At 45.3% G+C, this 23,319-nt stretch carries 22 protein-coding genes and 2 pseudogenes; 15 read left to right on the forward strand and 9 right to left on the reverse strand.

Going from position 1 to position 23,319, the window contains the following annotated elements; genetic code table 11:
- Positions 1-207 precede the first annotated feature (207 nt).
- Both MKX42_RS10265 and MKX42_RS10270 read right to left on the reverse strand, forming a co-directional pair.
- Positions 208-432: a hypothetical protein gene (locus tag MKX42_RS10265; protein WP_340752399.1), complete on the reverse strand. Its 225-nt coding sequence runs from the start codon at positions 430-432 to the stop codon at positions 208-210.
- 133 nt (positions 433-565) lie between these two features.
- Positions 566-988: a hypothetical protein gene (locus tag MKX42_RS10270; protein ID WP_340752400.1), complete on the reverse strand. Its 423-nt coding sequence runs from the start codon at positions 986-988 to the stop codon at positions 566-568.
- Positions 989-1,090: 102 nt separating this feature from the next.
- Here MKX42_RS10270 and MKX42_RS10275 point away from each other — a divergent pair, with 102 nt between their 5' ends.
- A complete protein-coding gene (locus MKX42_RS10275) occupies positions 1,091-1,645 on the forward strand; it encodes a hypothetical protein (protein WP_340752401.1) in 555 nt (184 codons plus the stop codon).
- 70 nt (positions 1,646-1,715) lie between these two features.
- Positions 1,716-2,321 carry an RNA polymerase sigma factor gene (locus tag MKX42_RS10280; RefSeq protein WP_340752402.1) on the forward strand — a complete coding sequence of 202 codons (606 nt, stop codon included), beginning with the start codon at positions 1,716-1,718 and terminating at the stop codon, positions 2,319-2,321.
- A gap of 42 nt (positions 2,322-2,363) precedes the next feature.
- Here the strand turns inward: MKX42_RS10280 and MKX42_RS10285 are convergent, their stop codons facing one another.
- Positions 2,364-3,566, reverse strand: coding sequence for a M56 family metallopeptidase (locus tag MKX42_RS10285; protein ID WP_340752403.1), 1,203 nt, complete (start codon positions 3,564-3,566; stop codon positions 2,364-2,366).
- A gap of 1 nt (position 3,567) precedes the next feature.
- Positions 3,568-3,948, reverse strand: a complete 381-nt coding sequence (locus tag MKX42_RS10290; RefSeq protein ID WP_340752404.1) for a BlaI/MecI/CopY family transcriptional regulator — start codon at positions 3,946-3,948, stop codon at positions 3,568-3,570.
- A gap of 269 nt (positions 3,949-4,217) precedes the next feature.
- On the opposite strand from MKX42_RS10290, the gene MKX42_RS10295 reads away from it, so the two are divergent.
- Entirely contained in the window at positions 4,218-4,892 is a 675-nt protein-coding gene (locus MKX42_RS10295) for a hypothetical protein (protein ID WP_340752405.1), read from the forward strand.
- A 161-nt stretch (positions 4,893-5,053) separates the two neighbouring features.
- On the opposite strand, the gene MKX42_RS10300 is transcribed toward MKX42_RS10295, so the two are convergent.
- The 3 genes and pseudogenes from MKX42_RS10300 to MKX42_RS10310 form a co-directional block, all read right to left on the reverse strand.
- Positions 5,054-6,151: an aldo/keto reductase gene (locus tag MKX42_RS10300; protein WP_340752406.1), complete on the reverse strand. Its 1,098-nt coding sequence runs from the start codon at positions 6,149-6,151 to the stop codon at positions 5,054-5,056.
- Positions 6,152-6,220: 69 nt separating this feature from the next.
- Positions 6,221-6,583: pseudogene (locus MKX42_RS10305) on the reverse strand (helix-turn-helix domain-containing protein); the annotation flags it as partial.
- Between the two features lie 36 nt (positions 6,584-6,619).
- Entirely contained in the window at positions 6,620-6,847 is a 228-nt protein-coding gene (locus tag MKX42_RS10310) for a hypothetical protein (RefSeq protein WP_340752407.1), read from the reverse strand.
- A 207-nt stretch (positions 6,848-7,054) separates the two neighbouring features.
- Between MKX42_RS10310 and MKX42_RS10315 the strand changes: the two genes are divergently transcribed.
- The 3 genes from MKX42_RS10315 to MKX42_RS10325 all read left to right on the forward strand — a co-directional run bounded on the left by MKX42_RS10315 (position 7,055) and on the right by MKX42_RS10325 (position 9,723).
- Positions 7,055-7,942: a hypothetical protein gene (locus tag MKX42_RS10315; RefSeq protein ID WP_340752408.1), complete on the forward strand. Its 888-nt coding sequence runs from the start codon at positions 7,055-7,057 to the stop codon at positions 7,940-7,942.
- 780 nt (positions 7,943-8,722) lie between these two features.
- On the forward strand, positions 8,723-9,394 hold the full coding sequence (locus tag MKX42_RS10320) for a hypothetical protein (protein ID WP_340752409.1): 672 nt from the start codon (positions 8,723-8,725) through the stop codon (positions 9,392-9,394).
- Positions 9,395-9,417: 23 nt separating this feature from the next.
- Positions 9,418-9,723 carry a hypothetical protein gene (locus MKX42_RS10325; protein ID WP_340752410.1) on the forward strand — a complete coding sequence of 102 codons (306 nt, stop codon included), beginning with the start codon at positions 9,418-9,420 and terminating at the stop codon, positions 9,721-9,723.
- A 209-nt stretch (positions 9,724-9,932) separates the two neighbouring features.
- Here the strand turns inward: MKX42_RS10325 and MKX42_RS10330 are convergent, their stop codons facing one another.
- Entirely contained in the window at positions 9,933-10,271 is a 339-nt protein-coding gene (locus MKX42_RS10330) for a DUF6809 family protein (protein WP_340752411.1), read from the reverse strand.
- Between the two features lie 219 nt (positions 10,272-10,490).
- Between MKX42_RS10330 and MKX42_RS10335 the strand changes: the two genes are divergently transcribed.
- The 7 genes from MKX42_RS10335 to MKX42_RS10365 all read left to right on the forward strand — a co-directional run bounded on the left by MKX42_RS10335 (position 10,491) and on the right by MKX42_RS10365 (position 21,553).
- On the forward strand, positions 10,491-12,302 hold the full coding sequence (locus tag MKX42_RS10335) for an ABC transporter ATP-binding protein (protein ID WP_340752412.1): 1,812 nt from the start codon (positions 10,491-10,493) through the stop codon (positions 12,300-12,302).
- Positions 12,295-14,064 (forward strand): ABC transporter ATP-binding protein, encoded by a 1,770-nt coding sequence (locus MKX42_RS10340; RefSeq protein ID WP_340752413.1) that lies wholly within the window; start codon positions 12,295-12,297, stop codon positions 14,062-14,064. Before MKX42_RS10335 ends, MKX42_RS10340 begins: the two co-directional genes overlap by 8 nt.
- 175 nt (positions 14,065-14,239) lie before the next feature.
- Positions 14,240-15,292: a LacI family DNA-binding transcriptional regulator gene (locus MKX42_RS10345; protein ID WP_340752414.1), complete on the forward strand. Its 1,053-nt coding sequence runs from the start codon at positions 14,240-14,242 to the stop codon at positions 15,290-15,292.
- Between the two features lie 264 nt (positions 15,293-15,556).
- Entirely contained in the window at positions 15,557-16,525 is a 969-nt protein-coding gene (locus MKX42_RS10350) for an ABC transporter permease (RefSeq protein WP_445669312.1), read from the forward strand.
- Between the two features lie 12 nt (positions 16,526-16,537).
- Entirely contained in the window at positions 16,538-17,449 is a 912-nt protein-coding gene (locus MKX42_RS10355; protein WP_340752415.1) for a carbohydrate ABC transporter permease, read from the forward strand.
- Between the two features lie 92 nt (positions 17,450-17,541).
- Positions 17,542-19,128, forward strand: a complete 1,587-nt coding sequence (locus tag MKX42_RS10360) for a DUF3502 domain-containing protein (protein ID WP_340752416.1) — start codon at positions 17,542-17,544, stop codon at positions 19,126-19,128.
- A gap of 40 nt (positions 19,129-19,168) precedes the next feature.
- On the forward strand, positions 19,169-21,553 hold the full coding sequence (locus MKX42_RS10365) for a glycoside hydrolase family 2 TIM barrel-domain containing protein (protein WP_340752417.1): 2,385 nt from the start codon (positions 19,169-19,171) through the stop codon (positions 21,551-21,553).
- 114 nt (positions 21,554-21,667) lie between these two features.
- Here MKX42_RS10365 and MKX42_RS10370 read toward each other — a convergent pair whose 3' ends face one another.
- A complete protein-coding gene (locus MKX42_RS10370; protein WP_340752418.1) occupies positions 21,668-21,961 on the reverse strand; it encodes a phosphatidylinositol kinase in 294 nt (97 codons plus the stop codon).
- A gap of 197 nt (positions 21,962-22,158) precedes the next feature.
- Between MKX42_RS10370 and MKX42_RS10375 the strand changes: the two genes are divergently transcribed.
- Together MKX42_RS10375 and MKX42_RS10380 are read left to right on the forward strand one after the other, a co-directional pair.
- Positions 22,159-22,608, forward strand: coding sequence for a macro domain-containing protein (locus tag MKX42_RS10375; RefSeq protein ID WP_340752419.1), 450 nt, complete (start codon positions 22,159-22,161; stop codon positions 22,606-22,608).
- Positions 22,609-23,012: 404 nt separating this feature from the next.
- Positions 23,013-23,312, forward strand: a pseudogene (locus MKX42_RS10380) (glyoxalase); the annotation flags it as partial.
- Between the last annotated feature and the right edge of the window lie 7 nt (positions 23,313-23,319).

The following is a 23,319-nucleotide window of genomic DNA, read 5'->3' on the forward strand; positions in this document are numbered from 1 at the left end:
TACTAAGAAGGTTATTTCAAGACTTAAAATCCTGCGAAGGGTGACCTTCGTACGGGTTGGACCCCGTCCTAGGGACTAGAACAACAAGGGTTTCAGCTCATTAGAGCTGGAACCCTTGTTTGTTTTTAAGATGATTTGCTAACATTTTGCTAACGGCGCCTTTTTTTATTTAGATTTGAGACTCAGCGTTTGGAGGATTCTAATGATTTACTCAGTTATTGTAGTGACAGGGGAAGGGAATGCTTTTCCTAAAATCTTGGAACTTTCAGCCTGCTGGCGGTCAGACCGACTCATGCGATTTGCTTCTTGGGTTAAATCACCGGTTGAAGTTGGAACCTTGTTCCCTTTCGCAGAGACGGACACAACTAAAGTTATAACCATAAAACATACGAATGTTGTTATTGCAACTATTTTTAGGCTTTTCTTTTTCAAGGCAATTCAACCTCCCAATAAGTTCCTGATATGAATTTAAAAATCTTTACAGATATAAAATGAGTGTTCCTTTACTATAATGATTCATCAATTAAACCGTGCTTCTCTCGTTAGAGCGGTAAGTGTGTATTGACTACCGGGCAACAAAAACCCACCATTTTTCTTCAACTTTCCTTAGTGTAAAAGTATGCGCCACCGTACCTCCAGGATCAAGTGTGAGTGTAGCTTCCACTTGAGCATCTCCATTCTCATCGATGTGAATATTGGGGGAGACAGTATATGCTAAAAGTTTATCGGTCGTAATACTCTCAGAATAAAACTTAATGAGTCTATCTTTATCCGGAATAGCTTCATCAATCAGGTATGAAGTTGCAGCAACTGCGTCTTTATTCTTTATAGCTTCTAAGTAGCTTGTTAAGTAATTGATAATTTGCGTTGAAGGATTATTTGGCAACGTGTTATGAATACTGGTTGAACGCCCCATTACAAAAAATAAACTGACTAATATTATCAAATATATGATAATAATCGACCGTTTTTTCTTAAAATATTCCATTTTTCACCCACTTAATGATATAATTTGGTGTATAATTAAATTATATGGGTATTATACCAATAAAATGTAGGTTTTGAAATGTTTATTAGTAGGTTGAAAAACATGGTTGTCTCGTCAATATGTTTATCTGCACTCATTTTTTCTGTGATTCCCGCAAGCGCAACTGGTGTTCAAGAATCAGAACCGGTTCAAAAAGGCTTGACAGAAACTTCAAATCCCATGTTGGATAAGCAATCTGAAAATATAATTGGACAAGCTGTAAAAATTGACGATTCTTCCATTGCCAAAGCTAAACTTGCTGTTGCAGAGATAAAAATATACGGTCCAAATAATTTTTGGGGTGTAACATATGACGGAATCAGTACAAATGATTTTACCTCGACTACCTATAACAACATTCAAATTAATAGTTGGGCTAACGCATACCAGTATAACGAGGCCTCAGGACAATATAAAATCCAACTGAAAAAGAAAATAAGTTGGTTGTCTACCCAGGATTGCGGAACCATAACTTATCCTTACGGTACGGATCTTGGAACTTACGTAGGTACGTGGTCGAATGTGGGGACTGGGACTTTTTATGCTAATATCTGGCATAATAGCAGCCCCTCTTCGCAAAAAATTGATGGACAAGTCACTGTTTACGAAAAAAACTAGAACCTCAGTGGAATAGCCTTATGCGATATGACTAATTGAATAAAGCGCAAGTAATAGGGGGCCATGGGGAATGCTTCCCTTTGGCCCTACGTTTTTATCCCTGAAGGTTAGGTTAGAAGATAGGATATTAAAACAAGAAAGTGAAGGTGGCTTAGACAGATTAGGCGGTGAGAAAATGAAGCTCGATCAAGAGCAACGAGTATTAATTGAAAAGCTTTTCTTAGAGATGATAAATCCATTATCTGCTTATGCAAAAAAAGTTTTACATAATCACTTATTGGCTGAAGAAGCTGTCCAAGAGACATTTCGAATAGCATGCACAAGAGCCAACAAGTTGTTGTCCAGTTCAAATTCAAAGGGATGGCTGTTCATTACACTTAAAAATGTTATTAAAAACACGATTCGCAATTTTACTCATGTTAATAGCAAATTATTTTTCTCTATTAATTTAGATGAAGATTTATTAATAGGGCATATTGATACACTTAAGGTTGATTTTTTATACTCAGATTTGGTAAATATTGAGGACTATAAGTTAATAAAAAAAATTGCTTTGGATAAATATACTGTGGTTGAGACAGCGCATGAACTTGGGATATCAGTTGAGACTTGTAAAAAAAGAGTTCAAAGAGCCAAAAAGAGACTAAAGAAATATTTGCAAGTTGATCTGAATTAACTCGTCTACATATAAAGTGGCATTCTGCATAGTGTCTTTTAATTAGCGATACTTCTTTAATAGCTCCTTCAGAGGGGTTATTAAGGTATCGCTATCTTTATCGCTGTTAGGTGGTCCGATAACCACTTTGGTTTGATAGGATTCCTTTAGGTCATTAGAGTTAGCATTATTACTATGGTAGTTCCGTAACAACTCACGGAGATGATTCTCTTCATTGTCCGTATCGCTATTGCTTTCAGGATTTGCCACAATTACTCCTGGGGTAGTAGATTCTTTTGAATTAGTAGCTGCAGCCAGAGTGGCACCGGTCATCAGAGCACCTAAAAAGATTATTCCAAGGACAATAATCCCTGATTTCTTTTGCTTAGTATTCATAATAAGTGAAAGTCGATTTTTCATATTCTGTTTTCCTCCATAAAAATTTTTTGATAATGCAGTTTGAAATTTTGCTCCGTACTTAACAATTTTAATAATGGCTTCACCATATTGTCTTCTACGCTGTAAGTCTGCACCTTTTAATACGATTTCATCGCACGAGAACTCACATTGTGAGACCACCTTCTTTGCCATTAGATAGACTATTGGATTAAACCAGTGAAGCACAGTAGCCGTTAGGATTAAGGTCTTATACCAAAGATCATACCTTTTAAAATGAACTACCTCGTGCTTCAGTATTAGAAATAATTCAGTGTCTGAAATTTGTAAAGGCGGCAGCAAAATGACAGGGTGGAAAAAGCCAATCATCATGGGACTTGTTATAACTTTGCATTCTCGCAGTTCTACATTTTTATTAATGTTAAGCTCTATACACAGATTTTTTAACATTAATTCGCTATTAAGATCAGTCACAGGAGCACTCCAACGACGTATCATTTTTATGAAGTATCTGTGCCGCAAAAAATGATAAACAGAGATACTTAATGCACCTATTAGCCAAATTGCTGGAAGCATCCACTTTAAATAATAAAATGCCTGAATATATACAGCATCTCCGGTAATGGTAGAAATGCCTATATCTGAGCGGTTGGGGATAATAGGTACTTCAGGAATTTTTATTGGGATTATCAAAAAGTCAATTAGAGGTCGACAAGGGAAAACCCAAAGTAATCCAATAATAATCCAACATATGTAACACCACTTTGCAGTATATCGCTTTGATACGACTGGCATTATTACCATGAAAATAAGGGTTACAGCAGACATTGAAATGGAATTATAGATAAGAATATCTAAAAAACCGTGCATATTAATCCTTCTTTTCTCTTAACCACTTTGAAAGTTGATTAAGGTCACTATCTTTTATTTTGTTTCCTTCAAATAAACGTGCTACCAAGGTTGTAATAGAATTTCCATCAAAACGCTCTACAAAGTCACTTGTTTCAAAATTAAGGTAGTCCTCTTTGCTAATCAGCGAGAAATAAGTTCGTTCTTTACCATTTTTTTCAGTTCTGACAAATCCACGTTCAACTAATCTTGACAAAAGGGTACCAACTGTCTGTGTCTTCCAAGTTTTTTTTCTTTCCAATTGTTGCATAATGATACTGGTTGTGATAGGTTCATTGTTTTCCCAAACTACTTTCATAATGTCAAACTCTGCGTCAGGAAGTTTTTTTAATATTTCCAACATCTCAGCCTCCTTTAAGACAATTGTCTTACAATGATATTCTACATTTGTCTTAAATAGGAGTCAATGTTTTTTTAAAAAAATTAAGCATTAACTGTCCCTGAAATTGATTTTCGATACATTTATGGAATGAAGAGGGATTGGAAAGGAGGTGAGGATATCGAATTGAAATATTTTTCTTATAGGTAAGAATATGTGGATGTTTTGGCGTCATTTTTTATTTTTGAAATAATAAAGGAAATATATTCTAATTAGTAGGAGGACTTTTATTTATGAAAAGAATAGCCTTTACAGCAATCACAGCTTTTTTGTTGTTTGCAACACTAATTACCCCAAGCTTTGCAAACGCAGCCAACCAACCTAACTATGCTACTCTGTCCGCTGAGAATCTCGCATATTCTGATCTTAAAACAGCGCCTGAAGAATGGCAGAATGCTATTTTAGCTGCTAGAAATTCTATAATTTATAGTGAGTCTTGGACTGTTAATGGCCAAGTTGCAATTGAGCTTTCTGATGGAACAATTGAAAAACTTCCTGAATTTTCCGACCTTTTTCCGGGTTGGGATATCCCTAAAAACACTAATACCGTAAGTAAAGAAGCTTCAACAGTACTCACTGATCCTATATTTACGATTATGTCTGCTAATTATGCGGGATACGTCTATCTGCAAGCTGCACCAACGAGTTCAGAAACCCCAATCTTCTATGCTTTCAATACAAATGCTAATAGAGTTTCAATGGTAGCTGATTCTTTACCTGGGTCCAGCTATAATGCAGGCTACTCAGATTTAACCTCTGCTTATGATGTAGGGTGGGCGACTAACTTGTCCGTAGGTCGAAAAATGTATCTTACTAATCCTAATTCGAGTCATTCCTATGGTGCTAGAGCGAGTACGAACAGCACTACAGGATACGCGCTAATGGGTGTAGTTGATGATCCTTCATAAAATCGATAGAATTTTAACAATGCGACTATCCGTAATAAATTAGATTCTAAAGGAGACGTTCTCTATAACAATTGAGCGTCCCTGCATCAATTACCATTTTATTTCTCCAAACCTGTACTGATTGTTGGTTGAAGCAGTCTTTTAACGCTGGTCCATTAAAATCAGGCCCATGCAACCCCGCATGGGCCTCTTGCTCCGTTCAATTCACTTCCCCCCACCTGAATCGCTACCTCATGCCCAACGGTTGCGGCCATGCAGGCAATCGATTTCGGGTCGGAATTTCTCACATTTACGTCGATACGAGGGGTGTAAGCAGCTTCGAGCCGTGCAGCTTCTTCGTCGGATAGTTTGATCGAGAGGGCTTTGATGGCATCGTCAATGTGACTGGTTTTGAGGGCTCCGACGATTGGAGCGGCAACGACGGGGTTGCGATACAGCCAAGCGAGCGAGATTTCGGCACGGCTAACCCCGCGTTCCTCTGCCACTTGACCGATGGCCGCGACGATTTTTTGGTCGGCTGCCGCAGTTGCCTGGAAGTATTGGGCAGCACCGGTTTCGGTCGCGGAGCGGGCTGTTTGTGCACCCCAAGGCCGAGCCAGGACACCACGCGACAGCGGACTGAAGACCATGGTCTGAATCCCTTCGTCAGCACAGAGGGGAATCATTTCATTCTCTTCCTCGCGGGCGATCAAGTTGTAGTTGTGTTGCATGGTGATGAAGCGGGCCCAACCGTGCTCTTTCTGGAGATGCAGGGCCTTTGCGAACTGCCAAGTTCTCATGGTGGAGGCGCCCAAATAGCGTACTTTTCCCATTTTCACGAGATCATGGAGGGCTTCAAGCGTCTCTTCCCACAGGGTAAAAGGGTCCGCCCGATGAATCTGGTACAGGTCTATATAATCCGTTCCAAGACGTCTCAAGCTGTGGTCAATTTCCGTCATAATCGCCTTGCGTGAGAGCCCGAATGAATTAGGTCCTGAACGCATGGGAGCACCCAGTTTGGTGGCAATGACGACGTTCTCCCGTGTCGCGTAATCCTTGAGCGCCCTGCCGACGCTTTCCTCACTGGTTCCGTGTGAATACAAATTAGCGGTATCAAAGAAGTTGATCCCTGCCTCAATCGCATGTCTGATCACAAGACGGCTGCCATCCTCGCCCAGCGCCCAGCCAGGGTAACCACTGAGGGGATCTCCAAAGCCCATGCAACCGATGCAGACCGGTGAAACTTCGAGGCCGGAGTGGCCTAGCTTAATATATTGCATACATACCTCCTGAATAAATTTTATTCTTGTTGAACCTCCTTGAAGGTATTCATAATATACAGCGAATACTCAGACCCCCGGTACTCCGATCCGATCAAAAAGTTGCCTAATCCTATCACGGGTTACTTTAAACCGCTTCATATCTTCTTTGGGTGGAACGCCAAACATTCTGGAGTACTCCCGGCTGAATTGCGTCGGACTCTCATAACCTACCTGAAAAGCAGCATCCGCTGCGTTCTCTGACCCGGACAGTAATAGGCGGCGGGCTTCCTGAAGTCTCAGCTGTTTTTGAAATTGAATCGGGCTCATGCCGGTGATTTCTTTAAAATTCCTATGGAAAGACGGAACGCTCATCTTCACGAGTTGTGCCAAATCCTCAATGCGGAATGAATCCTGATAATGATTCAGAATGTGCTCAAGGGCATGTTTGATAAAAAATAACCGTCCCGGCCTTAACTGGGAGACGGTTCATTCATTTGTTTCACCTTCAACCCGCAGCCTAATGACTGGTGAAATGCTCTTCATATCCACATATGGCACCCATACCGGCCCCTCGATGGTATTGATCTTTACCCGATCAGGATTTGCTGATACCTCCGGAATGCCTTTCGCCTTTCCTCCACCATGAAGCCATACAACAATCATTTCTCGGTTTACGGCCGCAGTCTTGATGCTTTGTTTAAGTTGTTTATGCATGATTACACCTCGGAGCTTTCTGATTATTATACAGCCACTTTATAGCTAAGGGAAATTGTCCTTTCCTGATCCCTTATTTCTTTATCATTCCACATATTTCCTCTTAAACCCTTAAGTGTATTGTAAATTTCTGTGGATAAACAGACTGTTTGTTCGCCCTTTTTTATTGTAGGCTTGATGTATACATATTAAAGGAGATGGATTTTTTTGAAAAAAGGAATTAGTGTAAGTTATAAAATATTTATAGTGCTGAGTTTAATAGTATCTGTAATTTTATTTCAACCAGTAATTAAAAATGATATTTCACATGCTGAAAGTGGGGATAATGTTGAAATGCTTGGAACTGTGCCTCCAAATGGCACTGTAGTATCTGCTAATAAGTCATACAGTGGGATGGTTCCTAGCAATGTAATAGATTCGAATTTTGAAACCTTCTGGAATAGTGGAGGATATAACGGTTTTATAGAATTGAAATTTCCTGAGGAAATTTATTTAGATTTTGTTCAATTAGCAGCTTCTGCTAGTCCAAAAACTAATGTTTCCTATAAGCTGTATGGTTTACAATCAGGAATTTGGGTTGAAATATCCGGGAAAATAAACAGAGAAGTGGAAAACCATGCAAATAAACTCTACACAATTTTAGATCCTTTTGTAGTAACTCCAGGAAATTATAGTGGGATTAGAATTGAGTGTGCTGAAAGCAACACTTGGATCGCTATTAGTGAAATTACTGTAGGTGCTTTGACGCCTGAACCAACTCCTGAACCAACAGCAACTCCAGAGCCGACACCTACCGTCACACCAGTACCAACCGTTAAGCCAACACCAACAGTAACACCGTCACCGATTCCAGAGCAGCCTACAGGTAACAGGGCAATCTTGGTCGTGACGATGAATACTGGGCTTGAAAAAGAATTTGATCTTCCAATGACTGAAGTCAATGCCTTTTTAAGTTGGTACGACGCATCCTCAGGATCGGCCCGTTATGGAATTAATAAGCACGACAATAACAAAGGGCCCTTTACTAGCCGCAAAGATTATGTAATCTTTGATAAGATACTTACCTTCAGCGTAGATGAGTATTCAGCGGAATAACTTTTTCTCCTAATAACTCTGTCAGTAATGGCAGGTTATTTTTTTATAAGGAAAGGATTCCTTACCACATATACATAATGTTACAAATGGATTAATCTATTCTTATGAATAATGAAAAATATCAATATAGAGATACTTACTTTACCGTAGGAAATCCAGTGATTTTGTGGGTCGCCGTATTTGTTCTGTTGGTGCTAATTTTTATTTTGGTCCTGTTAATTAAGAAATATCGGAAGAAAAGAAAGTGAGGTTGCATTTGTACTTCATACAAAGCCCTGGAGAGCGATATAGACTTCAAGGGTGGAATAGTCGAAGGGAAACATTGGGGGATGGTCAAGATTGCCGGAAGTTGCTTTCAGGCGTTTTAACACTTACCCCACCGCCAGCAGCATGACCAATTTGAACCGGTAAAAAAACAACAAGAGTGCCAGAAATCCCATTAATAATGTGTAACTTTTTTTCATTTCAAACTCCCTTTCTTTATATGTCAAAAATAAGTATAAGTAGTTAATTACAAAAAATCTATGAATTAAAAAGATTTATGAATCTATTAGTTTTTGCGGTGAGATAAATTTCATTTTTAGGAGGGGGGAGATTTAATAAGTGCAAAAGTAATTACAATCTAGTTTTATTTCCTAGATATACGACACAAAAAGTAAAAGTAATAATTAGTAATTAAATTCCATTAATTTGACAATTAATTTTATGAGGAATATAATGTAATAAACCATGGTAATAAAAACCAATTTATCTCGAGATTAAATTAAAAAGGAGACAATCGTGCTACGTAAAATTTCAACATTTGTATTGTCATCTCTTTTGGTCCTGTCTTTTAGTGTGCCTGCATTTGCAAGTAATGAACCTGTTGATACCACAAGAAATTCTACTCTTTCAGATTTAAAACAAGTAATTCAGAATCTTAACGAAGTTTATGGTGAAAAAACAACGATAACAATTAATGAAAGTGACTTAAGTGAGGAATATCTTCAATCATTATCAGCATATAATAACGAGGAGTTAGTGGATTATTTAACAGGTTTTTACGAAGATGCAGCAAATATTGAGTATAAAGTTGTAGATGTTAAAACTGTACCTGCTGAACCTGGAATGATAACTCCTTTTTATACCACTTATTTGAATAGAGAGTGTACTATATATTCAGGTATTCCTTCAGGTGGAGTGTCTTGGATTCATATAAGATATAATGCGCTTATCGGCGATAGTAATGATGGGCCGTATGATGGATTATTCTATGGCGGAAGAGTATTAGATAGTTGGCAAACTGGAACAGCTGTTGCAAGTTGGAAACATCAACTTGGGAATTTTCAACCATATGGAAATCAGGCAGATGTAACAGCTACTGGATTGCTAACTTACGGTATACCTAATACACCGCTATCAGTGACCACTCAACAAACGTTCCTTTATACCGATAGCATTCAAAATTATTAATTATTTGAGGTGGTTTCATGACTATGTTGAAGAAAAAAACCTACTGGATCACTACTTTAATAATTCTGATACTCTCGTTAATGAAACCTATCTCTATTGAATACACGGGCACAGCTTACGAATATAAATTTGGGGCTCTGTTTCCATTTCTTAGCCTTAGACTAAATGATTTTTCTTCTGGATATCAAGATATTTTTAGTATCTCTGCACAGGCTAAGAGTTATGAGCTAAACATTATTTCATTAGTTGGTGCTTGCATAGTTTGCTTTCTTATTTCCTATGTACTAATAAAAATTGCTATAGCACTTTTTGGGGAAAAAGCTAATTAGGTTTAGTTACTGAGGAGATAATAAATTTTAGTCAAATGTTAAATCCGCCAGAGTTCCTCAGGCGGATTTTTCAATTATATGTGAAAATAAAAAAACGTATTCGCATTTGGCTACAACAACTATACTTTAACGTAAAAGCTACCAGAGACTAGCATAAGGATCAAGGTCCCCCCGTCCTGCTATTAATGAGAAAAGAAAACCTTGAAAAATTAAGGTTTCTGTTTACTTTTAAATGACGGTGGTATGTCATCAATACTATTCAACCGACCAGCAAGCCCTTCCTCCCCGGTCAAAACCTCCACCATAATCCCCGCTCCCAAGCGAAATCCATACTTGAAACTAGCTGCCAACTCCATGCCGTGAGTTTGACCGTATAAGTCTAACAGTGCTTCTAACTCGTCGAATTCTTCCGCCGAGAGGCGTTCCTTCCAAATCTCTATGATGTCAGACACTCTTTTTCTTAAAATAGTGTATTGCGGGTCATTGGTTATCACTTGTTCATCTGGATGCAAGTTGCCGTGATACAGGCTCTCCAGGATACTGGCCAATTCCTCATCCCCTTCATTGACGAAGTACTTTGTGTTCTACAATAAAAGTAATTGACTGTTAAATCTACGGAGTATACTCTACAGAATGACAACTCAACCCCTATAATCTGACAGGTTATTCCTCCTGGAAGGAAATGATACTATGAATTAGGGCACGCTTTGCGAGTCTTTCCTATTGTGATTCGTCCCTACTATAATTCATTCCAACAAGGAGATCACATGATAACTTCAAGAAAATATACAGTATTCGATTTGATCGGGATTCCGCTCCGGGTGATTCCGGTGCAGACGGCGGCGTCGGTGGGGTATATGCTGGTGGACGCCCTGATGCCTGCTTATCAGACGCTGGTAATGGCTTATTTCATTAATACGGCGACCGATATTGTGAATGGCCGGGCGGACTATTCATTAATCTATGGTCCGCTTGTGCTGATTATGGGTTATGTGATCGTCACTCATCTGCTTCCTAGCCTGATGCAGCTGGTGGAGCTGACGGGGCGCAATCGGCTGAATGTGCGGCTGAAGCGGGAGATGGTGCTGAAGCGGGCGCGGCTTGCGTATCAGCATATTGAGAATAAAGAGACTGCGGAGTTAATCCATAGGGTGTGCGGAGATCCGGTGGGTCATTTCATAGGCGGGTTCAACAATATGATGAGTGGGCTGAATCTGCTGATTGGGACCGCTTCGCTGCTTGTAATTGTGATGTCGTCCACGTTTATTACGGGGATTGTGATTGTGCTGGTAGCGGTGCCTTTGTTCTACATCGCCATGAAGACGGGCAAAGCGAATTATGAGCTGGGGATGGATGCGCAGCGGATACGGAGGAGGAGCGCAGATATAGCCAATATTTTGACCAGCCGGGAGGATGCGGAGGAACGCACATTATTCGGATATAGTCCGGCGCTCAGGGATCGGTACGACAAGCTGTATGATCAGACGTACACGGTGGAGAAGAAGATACAGATCCGAAGCTTCATTCATCTGAAAAGCGGCTCGATCATCGCTCTGCTGATCGGCATCATTATAGTGGCCTTGCTGTTACCTGCGCTTCACTTGGGCGAGCTAACGATTGGCCTGTTCATTTCGCTGGTGACCGCGATTTTCAGCCTTGTGCAGAGGATGTCCTGGCAGTTAGCCGAGACGATGCAGGAGCATGCGCGGATGAAGGAGTATCTGAAGGAATTTTCCGCTTTTGCCGGACTTAGTGAGAAGGAGGATGCTGCTGCTCTGCCTGTGGAGTTGGGCGGCTTCGTCTTTCAATCGCTGGAATTCAGGCAGGTGAGCTTCCGCTACCCGGATACGGAGAGATACATATTGAATCAATGCTCGTTCACCATGGTTAGCGGGAAAAGCTATGCCATTGTCGGAGAGAACGGGGCCGGTAAGTCCACCCTGATCAAACTGCTTACCGGGATGTACGATAACTACGAGGGTGAAATCTTCATTAATAATAAAAATCTGCGGGAGTACAGCTACGCGGAGTTGAAGGGCATCATCGCGGTGGTCTTCCAGAATTACGCCAGGTACGCGCTGACGATCCAGGATAATGTCCGGCTGGGGAATATCCTGAAGCTGGATGAAGAGCGAATCCGTCACAGCATAAGCAAGATGAATCTGGGTGAGATGGTTCAGGGGCTTGAAGCTGGTCTCGATACTTATGTTGGCAAAATCAAAGAGAACAGCCTGGACCTCTCCGGCGGGCAGTGGCAAAGGTTGGCGGTAGCCAGACTGTTGTACTCTAACTCTGCCATACATATTATGGACGAGCCTACGGCTGCGCTGGATCCGATAGAAGAGAGCAGGCTATATGAAATGTTCAGCAGTATCCGCGCAGACCGGTTCACTATATACATCACCCACAGGCTGGGCGCTGCAAGAATCTCGGATGAGATCCTCGTGGTGCGTAGCGGGCGGATTGCGGAGCAGGGCTCCCATGAGCAATTGATGAATGACCCGGACGGGATCTACCGGAAAATGTTCGCCAGCCAGAAGTCGTGGTATGAAGCGGAGAGTAAGGTGCAGCATGGTTAGAATACAGGGCAAAGAGCTGCTGAAGAACGGGACCAGATGCCTGCGGCTTTTGTTTCAGGTGAATCCCGGAATGTCTTACACCTACATCGGCATTGCCTTGCTCCAGGCGGTCTCCTGGGTGCTGCAGGTGTTATTCATGCAGAGGTTTCTCGATGCGGCTGCTGCCTATGCTACAGATAGAATAGACTTCAAGATGATTCTCCTGTCCTTGGGTGCGCTGGCGCTCATGTATCTGTTCTATCATGTCATGGATGGACTAGGGAACTGTTATGAGGAGATTTACGGGCTAAGCGTGGGCAAGCACCTGAACCTGATGATTTTTAGAAGAGTAGATTCTCTGCAGGTCTCTGAATTCGAGGACACGAAGCGGCTGGATTATATCCACAAGGCTGTGAACGGGAGCGGCAAGCTGATCTGGATCGGGACGACCTTACTGGATATTCTGTTCTATTATACGACTTATTTCGTGTTCATCGGGTGGTATCTGTTCATGCTCAAGCCGGTGCTTGCGCTAAGTATTGTTGTCGTATTCGTCCCGGTGATGCTCTCTGAGTGGGTGCTGATGTCAGCATTCAAGAATCTGGAAGACGCATCTGCCCCGATCCGGCGGGAAAGTGACTACTATGAACAGTGCTTGACGGACAAAGCGTATCACTCGGAGACCCGGCTGCTGGGGGCTACTGCGTTTTTTGAGAATTTGTATACGTCTGCCCTGCAACGGTTGAACGCTATTGTACTTCGGACGCAGGTACGCAAGCATCTCGTTCAGCTCATTCTGAATATAGTGACGGTTATTGGCTACGGCCTGATCGTGTACATGCTGTTTGTCTCTGTGATGAGGCAGGAGATTTCTATTGGAGCCTTTGCAGCGGTGCTGGCTTCGATTGGCAGTCTATACCGCTTCATGAACAAGCTGATCACCGAGAGAATCGCCTGGGCTACGGAGAATATCGGGTCTACTGAGAATTTTCTGGATTTCATCGGCGAACCTGTTCATGCGACTAATAACCTGCCAAGGCCCGCAGACAGTGATATTGAGCTGAAAGCTGTCCGGTTCCGCTATCCGCTGGCGACCCGAAATGCGGTGGAGGAGATCGACCTGATCATTCCGAACAAGCAGACGCTGGCGATTGTAGGCGAGAATGGAAGCGGGAAGACCACGCTGTGCCGCATCATTATGGGATTATACCCGCCTACGGAAGGGGAAGTGTGGTACGGGAACGTGGAGGCTTCGCGGACTAGCTATGAGCGAACGTCGGCTGTTTTTCAACATTATCGCAAGTATAATGAGACCTTACGGGAGAATGTGCGGATCAGCCAATATTCCAAACCAGCAGAGGATACCGCAGTAGTATCCGTGTGTGTGGAGGCAGGTGTGCTTGTATCCGGTGAAGGGGGTAAGGAAGGACTGGATACGATGCTGGGACGCGAGTTCGGCGGCACCGATCTGTCCGGCGGTCAATGGCAGCGTGTGGCGATTGCGCGCGGATTGTTCCGCGACAGTGACCTAATGATCTTGGATGAGCCTACAGCGGCCATCGATCCCCTGGAGGAGACCCGTCTGTATAACGACTTCGCCGCCCTGTGCCGGGATACAACCGCAATCCTTGTGTCCCACAGATTAGGTTCAGTGAAGCTCGCGGATCGAATTCTCGTGATGAAGGACGGAAGGATCGTGCAGGACGGCACGCATGAGGAGTTAATGAGCACGGCGGGCGAGTACCGGACGATGTATGAGGCGCAACGGAAGTGGTATGTGTAGGGAGTGAAACCGATTACATTACAGGAAAGCCTGAATTGAAAGTGATGAATAACATTCAGCATACGCTTTTCCCGGCGCCGGAGCCGAATAGGAATAAATGGTTTACTAATACAGATCTAAACGATAAGATGAAGGACAAACCAGTTATTGCCGATGTGCAAAGAGAGGAAGCAGAATGAAGCACGTTACAGTATATGATATCGCCAGGGAAGCTAACGTCTCGGTTGCCACTGTATCCAGAGTGCTTAATAATACCGCTCCCGTCAAGAAAGAAACGAGAGAGCGGATTACTGCGCTGATTGACAAGCACCAGTTTCAGCCCAACGCGCTTGCGAGAAGCCTGATCCGCAAAGAAACCGGGATGATCGGGTTCATCCTGCCGGATATCACCAACCCGTTTTTTCCGGAGGTTCTGGCCAGCTTTGACCGGGAGACGAGAAAGCTGGGCTATACGTGTTTTTTGTGCGATACCGTCTCCTCCGACGAGGAGACCGAACGCCAGTATGCGCGGGAATCACAGTACCTGGGGATCTTGATGGAGAAGCAGGTCGACGGTATCGTGATGATTGGCGGCAGACTGGATTTGTCCAAGCCGGATGCGGCGCTGGTACGGGAGGTAGAGGAAGTTGCAAAACGTGTTCCGGTGCTGATGATTAACGGGAATCTGCCTGGCACGAAGATTCACAGGGTAGCGGTCGACCAGAGGCTGGGGGCGGAGCTGGCCGCACAGCATTTAATAGATCTTGGACACCGGGATATCGCCGTCATTGGCGGTTTTGTGCACATGTCCAATACGCAGCAGCGGATTCAAGGATTCCGGACGGCCATGCGAAACAACGGTCTGGAGGTCCGCAAGGAGTGGATGGTCCAAGGGGGGTTCTCTGTCAACAAAGGCTTAGAATTTGCAGAGCAGGTGCTGAATTTGCCGGATCGGCCGACAGCTATCATGTGTATGAACGACCTGGTGGCCATCGGAGCACTGAAAGCGGCTGACCGGGCGGGACTTGCCGTGCCGGCGGAATTGTCCATTGTTGGTTACGATGATATTCCATTTGCGTCCTTCAGCATTCCTGAGCTGACTACGGTATCACTGATGGCGAACGAAATCGGCCGTCTGGCGGCAGAGATGCTGCATAAGCTGATCGCGGGCAAAAAGGTACCCTCTCTACATTCGGTTGTTCCCGAGCTAAGGGTACGCCAGACGACGGCGCCTCCCCGGAATAATTGATCCGTGAAGATAAATTAATAGTTGACTTTGAAATAACGAGGGCTTATTCTGTTGAAGAAAGCCCTTACATTTTACTTTTTAATGAAACCCATTTCACCTCTAATCCAATGACTTGCTGAATGAACAAGGACACCTCCCTGGGAAATTTGCGAGAAGAAGAGAGAAAAGATGAATAATGGGTTTTATTTTTTTGGCTTCAAATGAAATGGGTTTCATAAATTTTACAGTTGGAGTCGGCTGACTATTCAATTAAGGAGGGGTCTTATGTCCACTGCTTCACCTGCCCAATTGACAGAGAAGAGGTATACCAAACCTAAGCGCGGCCGCTGGAAACGTTTTAAGAACAACAAGACATTGCTGCTGATGTGCTTTCCGGCGATAGCGTTTTTTCTCATTTTTTCCTATATGCCTATGCCTGGACTGTATCTGGCATTTATCAAGTACAATTATTCTGACGGCATCTTCGGAAGCGCCTTTGCCGGGCTGGAGAATTTCCGGTTCCTTGTCATGACAGGTGACCTGTGGCGCCTGACCTTCAACACGATAGCCTATAACATTGCGTTCATCCTGCTGGGCAACATGCTTCAGATTACGGTCGCTGTACTGTTGAATGAGATTCGATGCAAATGGTTCAAGAAAGTATCCCAAACGATGATGTTCCTGCCGTATTTCGTATCCGCCGTTCTGATCGGCCTCATCGCTTACAACATTCTGAGTTACGATTATGGCATTTTGAACTCGGTTCTGAACTCATTGGGGCTTGATCCGGTGAAGGCTTACTCGAGTCCGGGGGCTTGGCCTTTTATCATTGTCATCACGTTTTTATGGCAAAGCACCGGTTATGGCTCCATTGTGTATTTCGCCGCCATTATGGGGCTGGACAGTGAGATTGTGGAGGCTTCGGAGATCGACGGAGCCAATGCTTTTCAGCGTATCCGGTATATCGTACTGCCTTGGCTCAAACCGACCTTCATCATTCTGCTGTTGTTCTCGCTTGGTGGAATCCTTAAGGGGAACTTCGGGTTATTCTTTAATCTTGTGGGTGCCAACAACACAGCGTTGTACGCCTCAACGGATATTATCGAGACCTATGTGTTCCGCTCACTGATGACCAACTTCAACTTCTCGATGGGCAGTGCGGTCAGCCTGTATCAATCCTTGTTCGGATTTATCGTTGTTCTATCAGCTAACTGGCTGGTCAAAAAGGTATCGCCTGACAATTCACTTTTTTAGGAGGACTTGCTCATGGATGAGACATTTGTAAGCGCTCGCAAAAAAACCGACGTCAGCGGACTTGTCGTTCAGTGGATCGGATACCTGTTTATCGGCTTGTTCGCCCTCTGCTGCCTATTGCCGTTCTTGCTGGTGCTGGGGACCTCCTTCACCTCTGAGTCGGCCATCAAGCTCTCCGGCTTCAACTTCTGGCCTAAAGAATTCAGTCTGTTCGCTTATAAAATCGTGTTTGAGAATCCTGGTCTGATCATCGGATCGTATATAGTAACGATTGTCATAACCATCGTAGGTACGGCGATTGGCCTGTTGCTGGTGGCTATGACGGGATACGCGCTGCAGCGGCCGGACTTCATGTACCGGAACAAAATTTCGTTCTTCATTTACTTCACTACACTGTTCTCTGGAGGTCTGGTGCCGTTCTACCTGTTAATTACCCAGTATCTCCATCTAAAAGATAACTATCTGGCGGTTCTGCTCCCCGGTCTGCTAACTCCGTTTCTGATCATTATGATGAAAAGCTTCGTCCGCTCGATTCCTCATGCCATTACAGAATCGGCGAAGATCGACGGAGCAGGCGACTTTACGATTTTCCTCCGGCTGATTCTGCCGATGACCACGCCCGCCCTGGCCACAATCGGGCTGTTCATCGCTCTGGGTTATTGGAACGAATGGTATAACTCCATGCTGTTTCTGTCGCCGGATATGAAATATCGTACCTTGCAGCTTTTTTTGTATAACGTGATCACCAGTGCGGATTATGTCCGCAATTCCGCTGCCGCCTCGAATGTGCAGCTTCGCGATATGCCACTCGAGTCCATGAAGATGGCGACAGCCGTAGTTGCCACGGGGCCAGTCATTTTGTTCTACCCGTTCGTACAACGCTACTTTATTAAGGGTATCACCGTAGGGGCCGTAAAGGGCTGATCTTCCAGACCATTCAATTCTATGCAACGATGTGCAAAGGCAATGATGCCTTCTCACATAGAGTAAATAAAACACAGGGAGGTTGTACAAGAATGGGGATCAAAAAAGCATCAGGTATTGTGTTGACGTTCCTCTTACTGTTTACGCTTGCCGCCTGCGGCAGCGGGAATAATGCGGCTAACAATGGGAATAAGATGACAAATGACAATGGAAAAACAGACAGCTCGGCGCCGGACACCTCTAAGTTCGTAAAGATCAGTTATGTGGTGCTGGGTGATAAGCCGAAGAATGGGCAATTCGAAAAGGTGCTGGCCAAGGTCAATGAAATTATGAAGGAAAAAATCAATGCCGAGCTGGAATGGAAATGGGTCGAATGGGCCGATTGGCAGACCAAATACAACTTGCTGCTGGCCTCTGGGGAAGCGGTTGATCTGATCACCATCGGTACGGATTGGCTCGATACCTGGGCCAATGCGCAGCGCGGAGCCTTCATGAATCTGGATGAGCTGCTGCCCAAATATGCACCTGAAACCTGGAAATCCGTCCCGGAGAAGGATTGGAACGAGAGCCGTTACAACGGCAAAATTGTGCTGATCCCTGAGAACGATTACACACAATGGGTCAATCATGGCTTCTTCTACCGCGGCGACTGGGCGAAGGAAGCTGGGCTGAGCGAACCGGTCAAGAATTGGGAAGAAATCGGCCAGTATCTGCAATATATCAAAGACAACAAGCCGGATGTCATTCCATGGGATATGGCTTCCGGTGCGGTGACATGGGGCGGCTATATTCAGTCCTATACGGATAACCTGGACCTTCCGCTCTCTACAGGCTACATGCCAGTATTTACAGCGGTATCGAACGATGAGAAATATACCGTAGCTGAGCCCATCTTCAGCGATCTCTTCCTGAATTATGCCAAGCTTATGAAAGAATGGGCCGATAAAGGATTCTGGCGCGAGGATGCACTCAATAACAAAAATGACAACCGTATAGCCCTCAAAGCCGGGTTATCGGGTATGGATCAGCATCACACACAAACTTTCTCTACGCTACGTGTAGAGATGGACAAAGCGCAGCCAGGCTCCGATCTGCAGATGTTCCCGTTCAATCGGACCGGCGGGAAGAATCTAATGGAGCTGTCGATTACACACGGCGGCACCTCTCTGGGCGCCCACAGCAAAAACCCGGAGCGGGCGTTGATGGCGTATGATTTGATCCGCAACAACGAGGAGATCTATCATCTGATCAACTATGGTATCGAAGGCGTTCAATATGAAATTAAGGATGGAAAGAGAACACTGCCAGCCAACTACAATGAAGCTTCTGACAGCTTCTATGCAGATTTCTGGGGCGGGCGAATGGATAAATTCGAAATTCCAAGCGAAACGGTTTGGAGTGAAATCGGCACCCTCTATGACGAATACGACAAAATCAAAATTCCGTATCCTTACGGCCAGTTTGTCTTCGACAAAACTCCTGTGGAAAGTGAACTGACTGCGATCTCGCAGGTGGCCGGGGAGCTTGGTCCGGCTATCAACTTCGGGAAGGTAAGTGATCCTGCCAAAGCAGTGGAGGAGTTCAGAGCGAAAATCAAGACTGCCGGATATGATAAAGTCAAGGCTGAATTGCAGAAGCAATTGGATGCGTTCAAGCAAAAAATGGATTCTGCGCAATAACGGCTGAAAACCAATTCCAAACCGGATAAAGGAGAAGCGTATGAACGAGTCCAGAAGCAAGCTAGGGCTTAATGCGGAGTGGTGTTTCCATCGCGGGGATGTACCTGAAGCATGGTATAAGGGATATGACGACAAAGATTGGCGTGAGGTCACACTTCCGCATGACTGGGCCATCGAGGCTGATTTCTCCAGAGATTATTCCAGCGGCAGCGGATATCTGCCCGGTGGAACCGGCTGGTACCGCAAGCATATTGTGTTGCCGGACCGGCTGGAGGGGAAACGTGCGTACCTTACCTTTGAGGGCGTCTACAACCATTCGCAGGTCTGGGTGAACAGCTATTATTTGGGCAAACGTCCTTATGGTTATAGCACATTCACCTATGAAGTAACAGACCTGCTGGCGTATGACGGAGCCGTGAATACCATCGCGGTAAAGGTGAACCATGCCGAGACAGCAGATTCCCGCTGGTACACCGGTTCAGGGATCTACCGTGATGTATATCTGACCTTTACGCATGACATTCATGTTGCAGAGTACGGTGTTTTTGCATCGACCGCTGAGATTGGCCGGGAATGGGCGGAGCTGCAGGTAGAGACCAGGATGTTGAATGAAACAGGCGAATCAGCAGAGATCTGTGTACGTCATACTCTTTTGGATGAGGAGGGCATCGATTCAGGAACCTCGGTGGAGCTGCTGCCAGCGGCGGGCGGTACGGAATTCAGTCAACAGGCAATTCAAGTGAAGGGGCCGAAGCTCTGGTCGCCGGAAGCCCCCAACATGTATACGCTTCTTACAGAAATTGTATGGAAGGGTGTGACGGTGGATGAGGTCCGCACTCCCGTCGGCCTCCGTAGCATTCACTTCGATCCGGCAGAAGGGTTCAAGCTGAATGGAGAAGCTCTTAAGATTAAGGGAGTTTGTGTGCATCATGACGCCGGTTGCCTCGGCGCTGCCGTACCTGGCGATGTCTGGGGCAGACGGCTGCGCTACCTTAATGACATGGGCTGCAATGCCATCCGCATGAGCCATAACCCGCCGGCTCCGGTTCTCCTGGATTTGTGCGATCAAATGGGATTTATGGTGATGGACGAAGCCTTTGATGAATGGGAGGGTGTCAAAAACAAGTGGTCTACCGGACATAATGTCTATCCTCCCAAGCACTTCGGCTATTATGAGGATTTCCCGGACTGGGGCATTGCGGATATTCAGGAGATGGTGCTGCGCGACCGAAATCATCCTTCTATTATTATGTGGAGTATTGGCAATGAGGTAGACTATCCTAATGATCCTTATTGTCACCCCTCCTTCCAGACGATGACCGGCAACAATGATGCCAACAAGCCTGAAGCAGAACGTGTATATGATCCGAACAAGCCGAATGCTGAACGTCTTACTGTCATAGCCGGAAAGCTGGTGGAGGCTGTGAAGGCCTGTGACAAGACACGGCCAGTAACGGCAGCGCTGGCTTATCCTGAACTAGCCAATCTGATCGGTTATTCCGATGTGCTTGACGTAGTTGGCTATAATTACAGGGAATCTTTATATGAAAAGGATCGGAGCTCCTACCCGAATCGTGTTCTCTACGGCAGCGAGAATTCTCCGGGACTGCAGGAGTGGCTGGCGGTCCGCGATAACCCCGATATCTGCGCACAGTTTATATGGACTGGAATCGACTATCTGGGAGAAGCGCATGGCTGGCCGGTACGGGCCTCGCAGGCAGGGTTCATGGACCTTGCCGGCTTCCCGAAACCCAGCTATTACTACCGCCAGAGCCTATGGAGCGATACGCCGATGGCTTATCTTACGGTCCGCAGGGCAGGTGAACCGGGAATATCTGACACCGGTGGCCGGTCAGGCGGCGGGCCAAGCTGGAACTGGGAGCCGGGCGAGCGGTTGATCGTAGACGGGTATACCAATCTGGCTGCTGCGGAATTGTATCTTAACGGCAAGCTGCTGGGCGGAGGACGTCCTGATGAGAACGGGGAGCTGCTGCTGAGCTGGGAAGTGAACTTTGAACCGGGAACGCTGAGCTTGGAAGGGAAAGACGAACAGGGCAGAACGGTCAAGCGGGAGCTGCAAACGGCGGCAACACCGGAGCAGCTAAAGCTGACAGCCGATACCCTGCAGTTGCGGGCCAACCTGCGGGGTATCGTCCATGTGGAGCTCGAAATTGTGGATTCAGCGGGCACTGGGGTATATGACGCGGAGGTTCCTGTCACGGTGACCGTAGAGGGAGCGGGTGAATTGCTGGGATTGGAGAATGGAAATGTGCAGGATCTCGAGCCGTACAGTTCCCATACCCGAAATACCCGTCACGGCAAGCTGCTAGCCTATATCCGGGCCGGAGCAGTCCACGGAACGATTAAGGTCACTGCGGACACTCCGGGACTACCACCGGCAAAGCTCGAAATAAGCTTCTTATAAAAGTAAAAAACGTATCATCCAAAAGACGACGCCACTCGGTCTCCCCGAAGGGTGTCGTTTTTTTGAGGGCTTGTAGTTGTAATAGAATGTTGATGCATTGGATACATTTGATTATTAGATGAAAAATGGAAGCAAGTACAATGCTGTGATGGCACCAAAGGGGATCGGTCTTGGATAAAAGCGGCGGCGCGGGTAGAAACCCGGATAGTATCCGAATTGTCTGTAAGTCGTTGCGTTAGCAGGCATTCCGTTCATCTGGCCCACCATTTCATTGGTGGGAATGGCAAGCGTAACGTAGTTCTGATCGATATGAGCAATGAACCCGTCGTGAGACTGACCATCCGTTGTAGTAATGCCAACATATTTGTTCATACAATTCCAAGCAACTTGCTGATAATTCGATTCCATGATGAACCTCCTCAAATAATATCTCGACAACAGTCTATGGACTTTCACCTATATCCATCACGTCATATGCCCATAGTTCCAAAATTTATAATGAAATCAAATACATAGAGGCCAGGCGGATTCGTTAAGCCTAAAATGATATAATCCTTATATGTGGGCTCCATCAAACAGCCATGTCATAAAAAAAGGAGAGTATCATGAGTATACGGTTAGTAAACGGCGATCTATTAGAAGCCAGTGAAGATATTCTAGGGCACCAGGTCAATTGTCAGGGGGTGATGGGGTCGGGGATTGCCAAGATCCTGCGGGACCGCTATCCGAACTTATATCCTGAGTATAAAAAATACTGTGACCCGTACACGCCTGACGAGCTGCTCGGACACTGCCAGCTGGTGCAGACGGGTGAGAAGTACACGGCGAATCTGTTCGGCCAGCTTAACTTCGGAAGGAGCAAAACCCGCTATACGGATTATGCTGCGCTGGAGCAAGCTTTGACTACACTGAAGACACAAGCGCAGGCCAAGGGTCTGTCTGTGGCGCTCCCCTATAACATTGGCTGCGGGCTTGCGAACGGGGAGTGGAGTGTGGTGGAGCAGATGATCGGGAAGGTTTTTGCAGACTATGAAGTTACGTTGTATAAGATTTAAATTAAAACTATTACACGCGTTTAGAGCAGTCCGCCTTAGGCGGGCTGTTTTTTATGGATGAGGAATGACTTCGCTGATTTCACCGAACACATGGACAGAGCGTGGTCATCTGGTCCAAATGTGGTCGAAAAACCGACTACATTCGGTGCGGTAGAGGTGCGATGTCGGGATGTGGTCGAAAAACCGACTACATTTGGCGCGACAGAGGCGTGTGGGCGGGATGTGGTCGAAAAACCGACTACATTTGGCGCGACAGAGGCGTGTGGGCGGGATAAGGTCGAAAAACCGACTACATTTGGCGCGACAGAGGCGCGTGGGCCGGATAAGGTCGAAAAACCGATCACAATGGCGATGCCGCAGGCATTTTGTTATGGATTTATATTGTGAATTACTATAATATATAATTCTTCAATGGACTGTTAGGCTGGGCGGAGATCCCCAAACCCGAGCTGCTGCAAAAGCGTGGCGGGGTATGGTTCCAATGCGGGAAGCATCAAGTACATATCGGGGTAGAGCGGGATTTTGTTCCCGCTACCAAAGCGCACCCGGCATTTCTTGTACAACACTTGAATGAATTACGTGAGCATCTGTTGCAGAATGACATTCAAGTAACGGATGATGAAGCAAGGTCGGATGAAGGTGTCAAGCGCTTCTATATAAACGACCCTTTTGGGAATCGTCTTGAGTTTCTGGAATGGCTTTGATCTGATT

The organism is Paenibacillus sp. FSL R7-0204, from assembly GCF_038002225.1.
In the GTDB taxonomy this organism is placed as follows: domain Bacteria; phylum Bacillota; class Bacilli; order Paenibacillales; family Paenibacillaceae; genus Paenibacillus_AQ.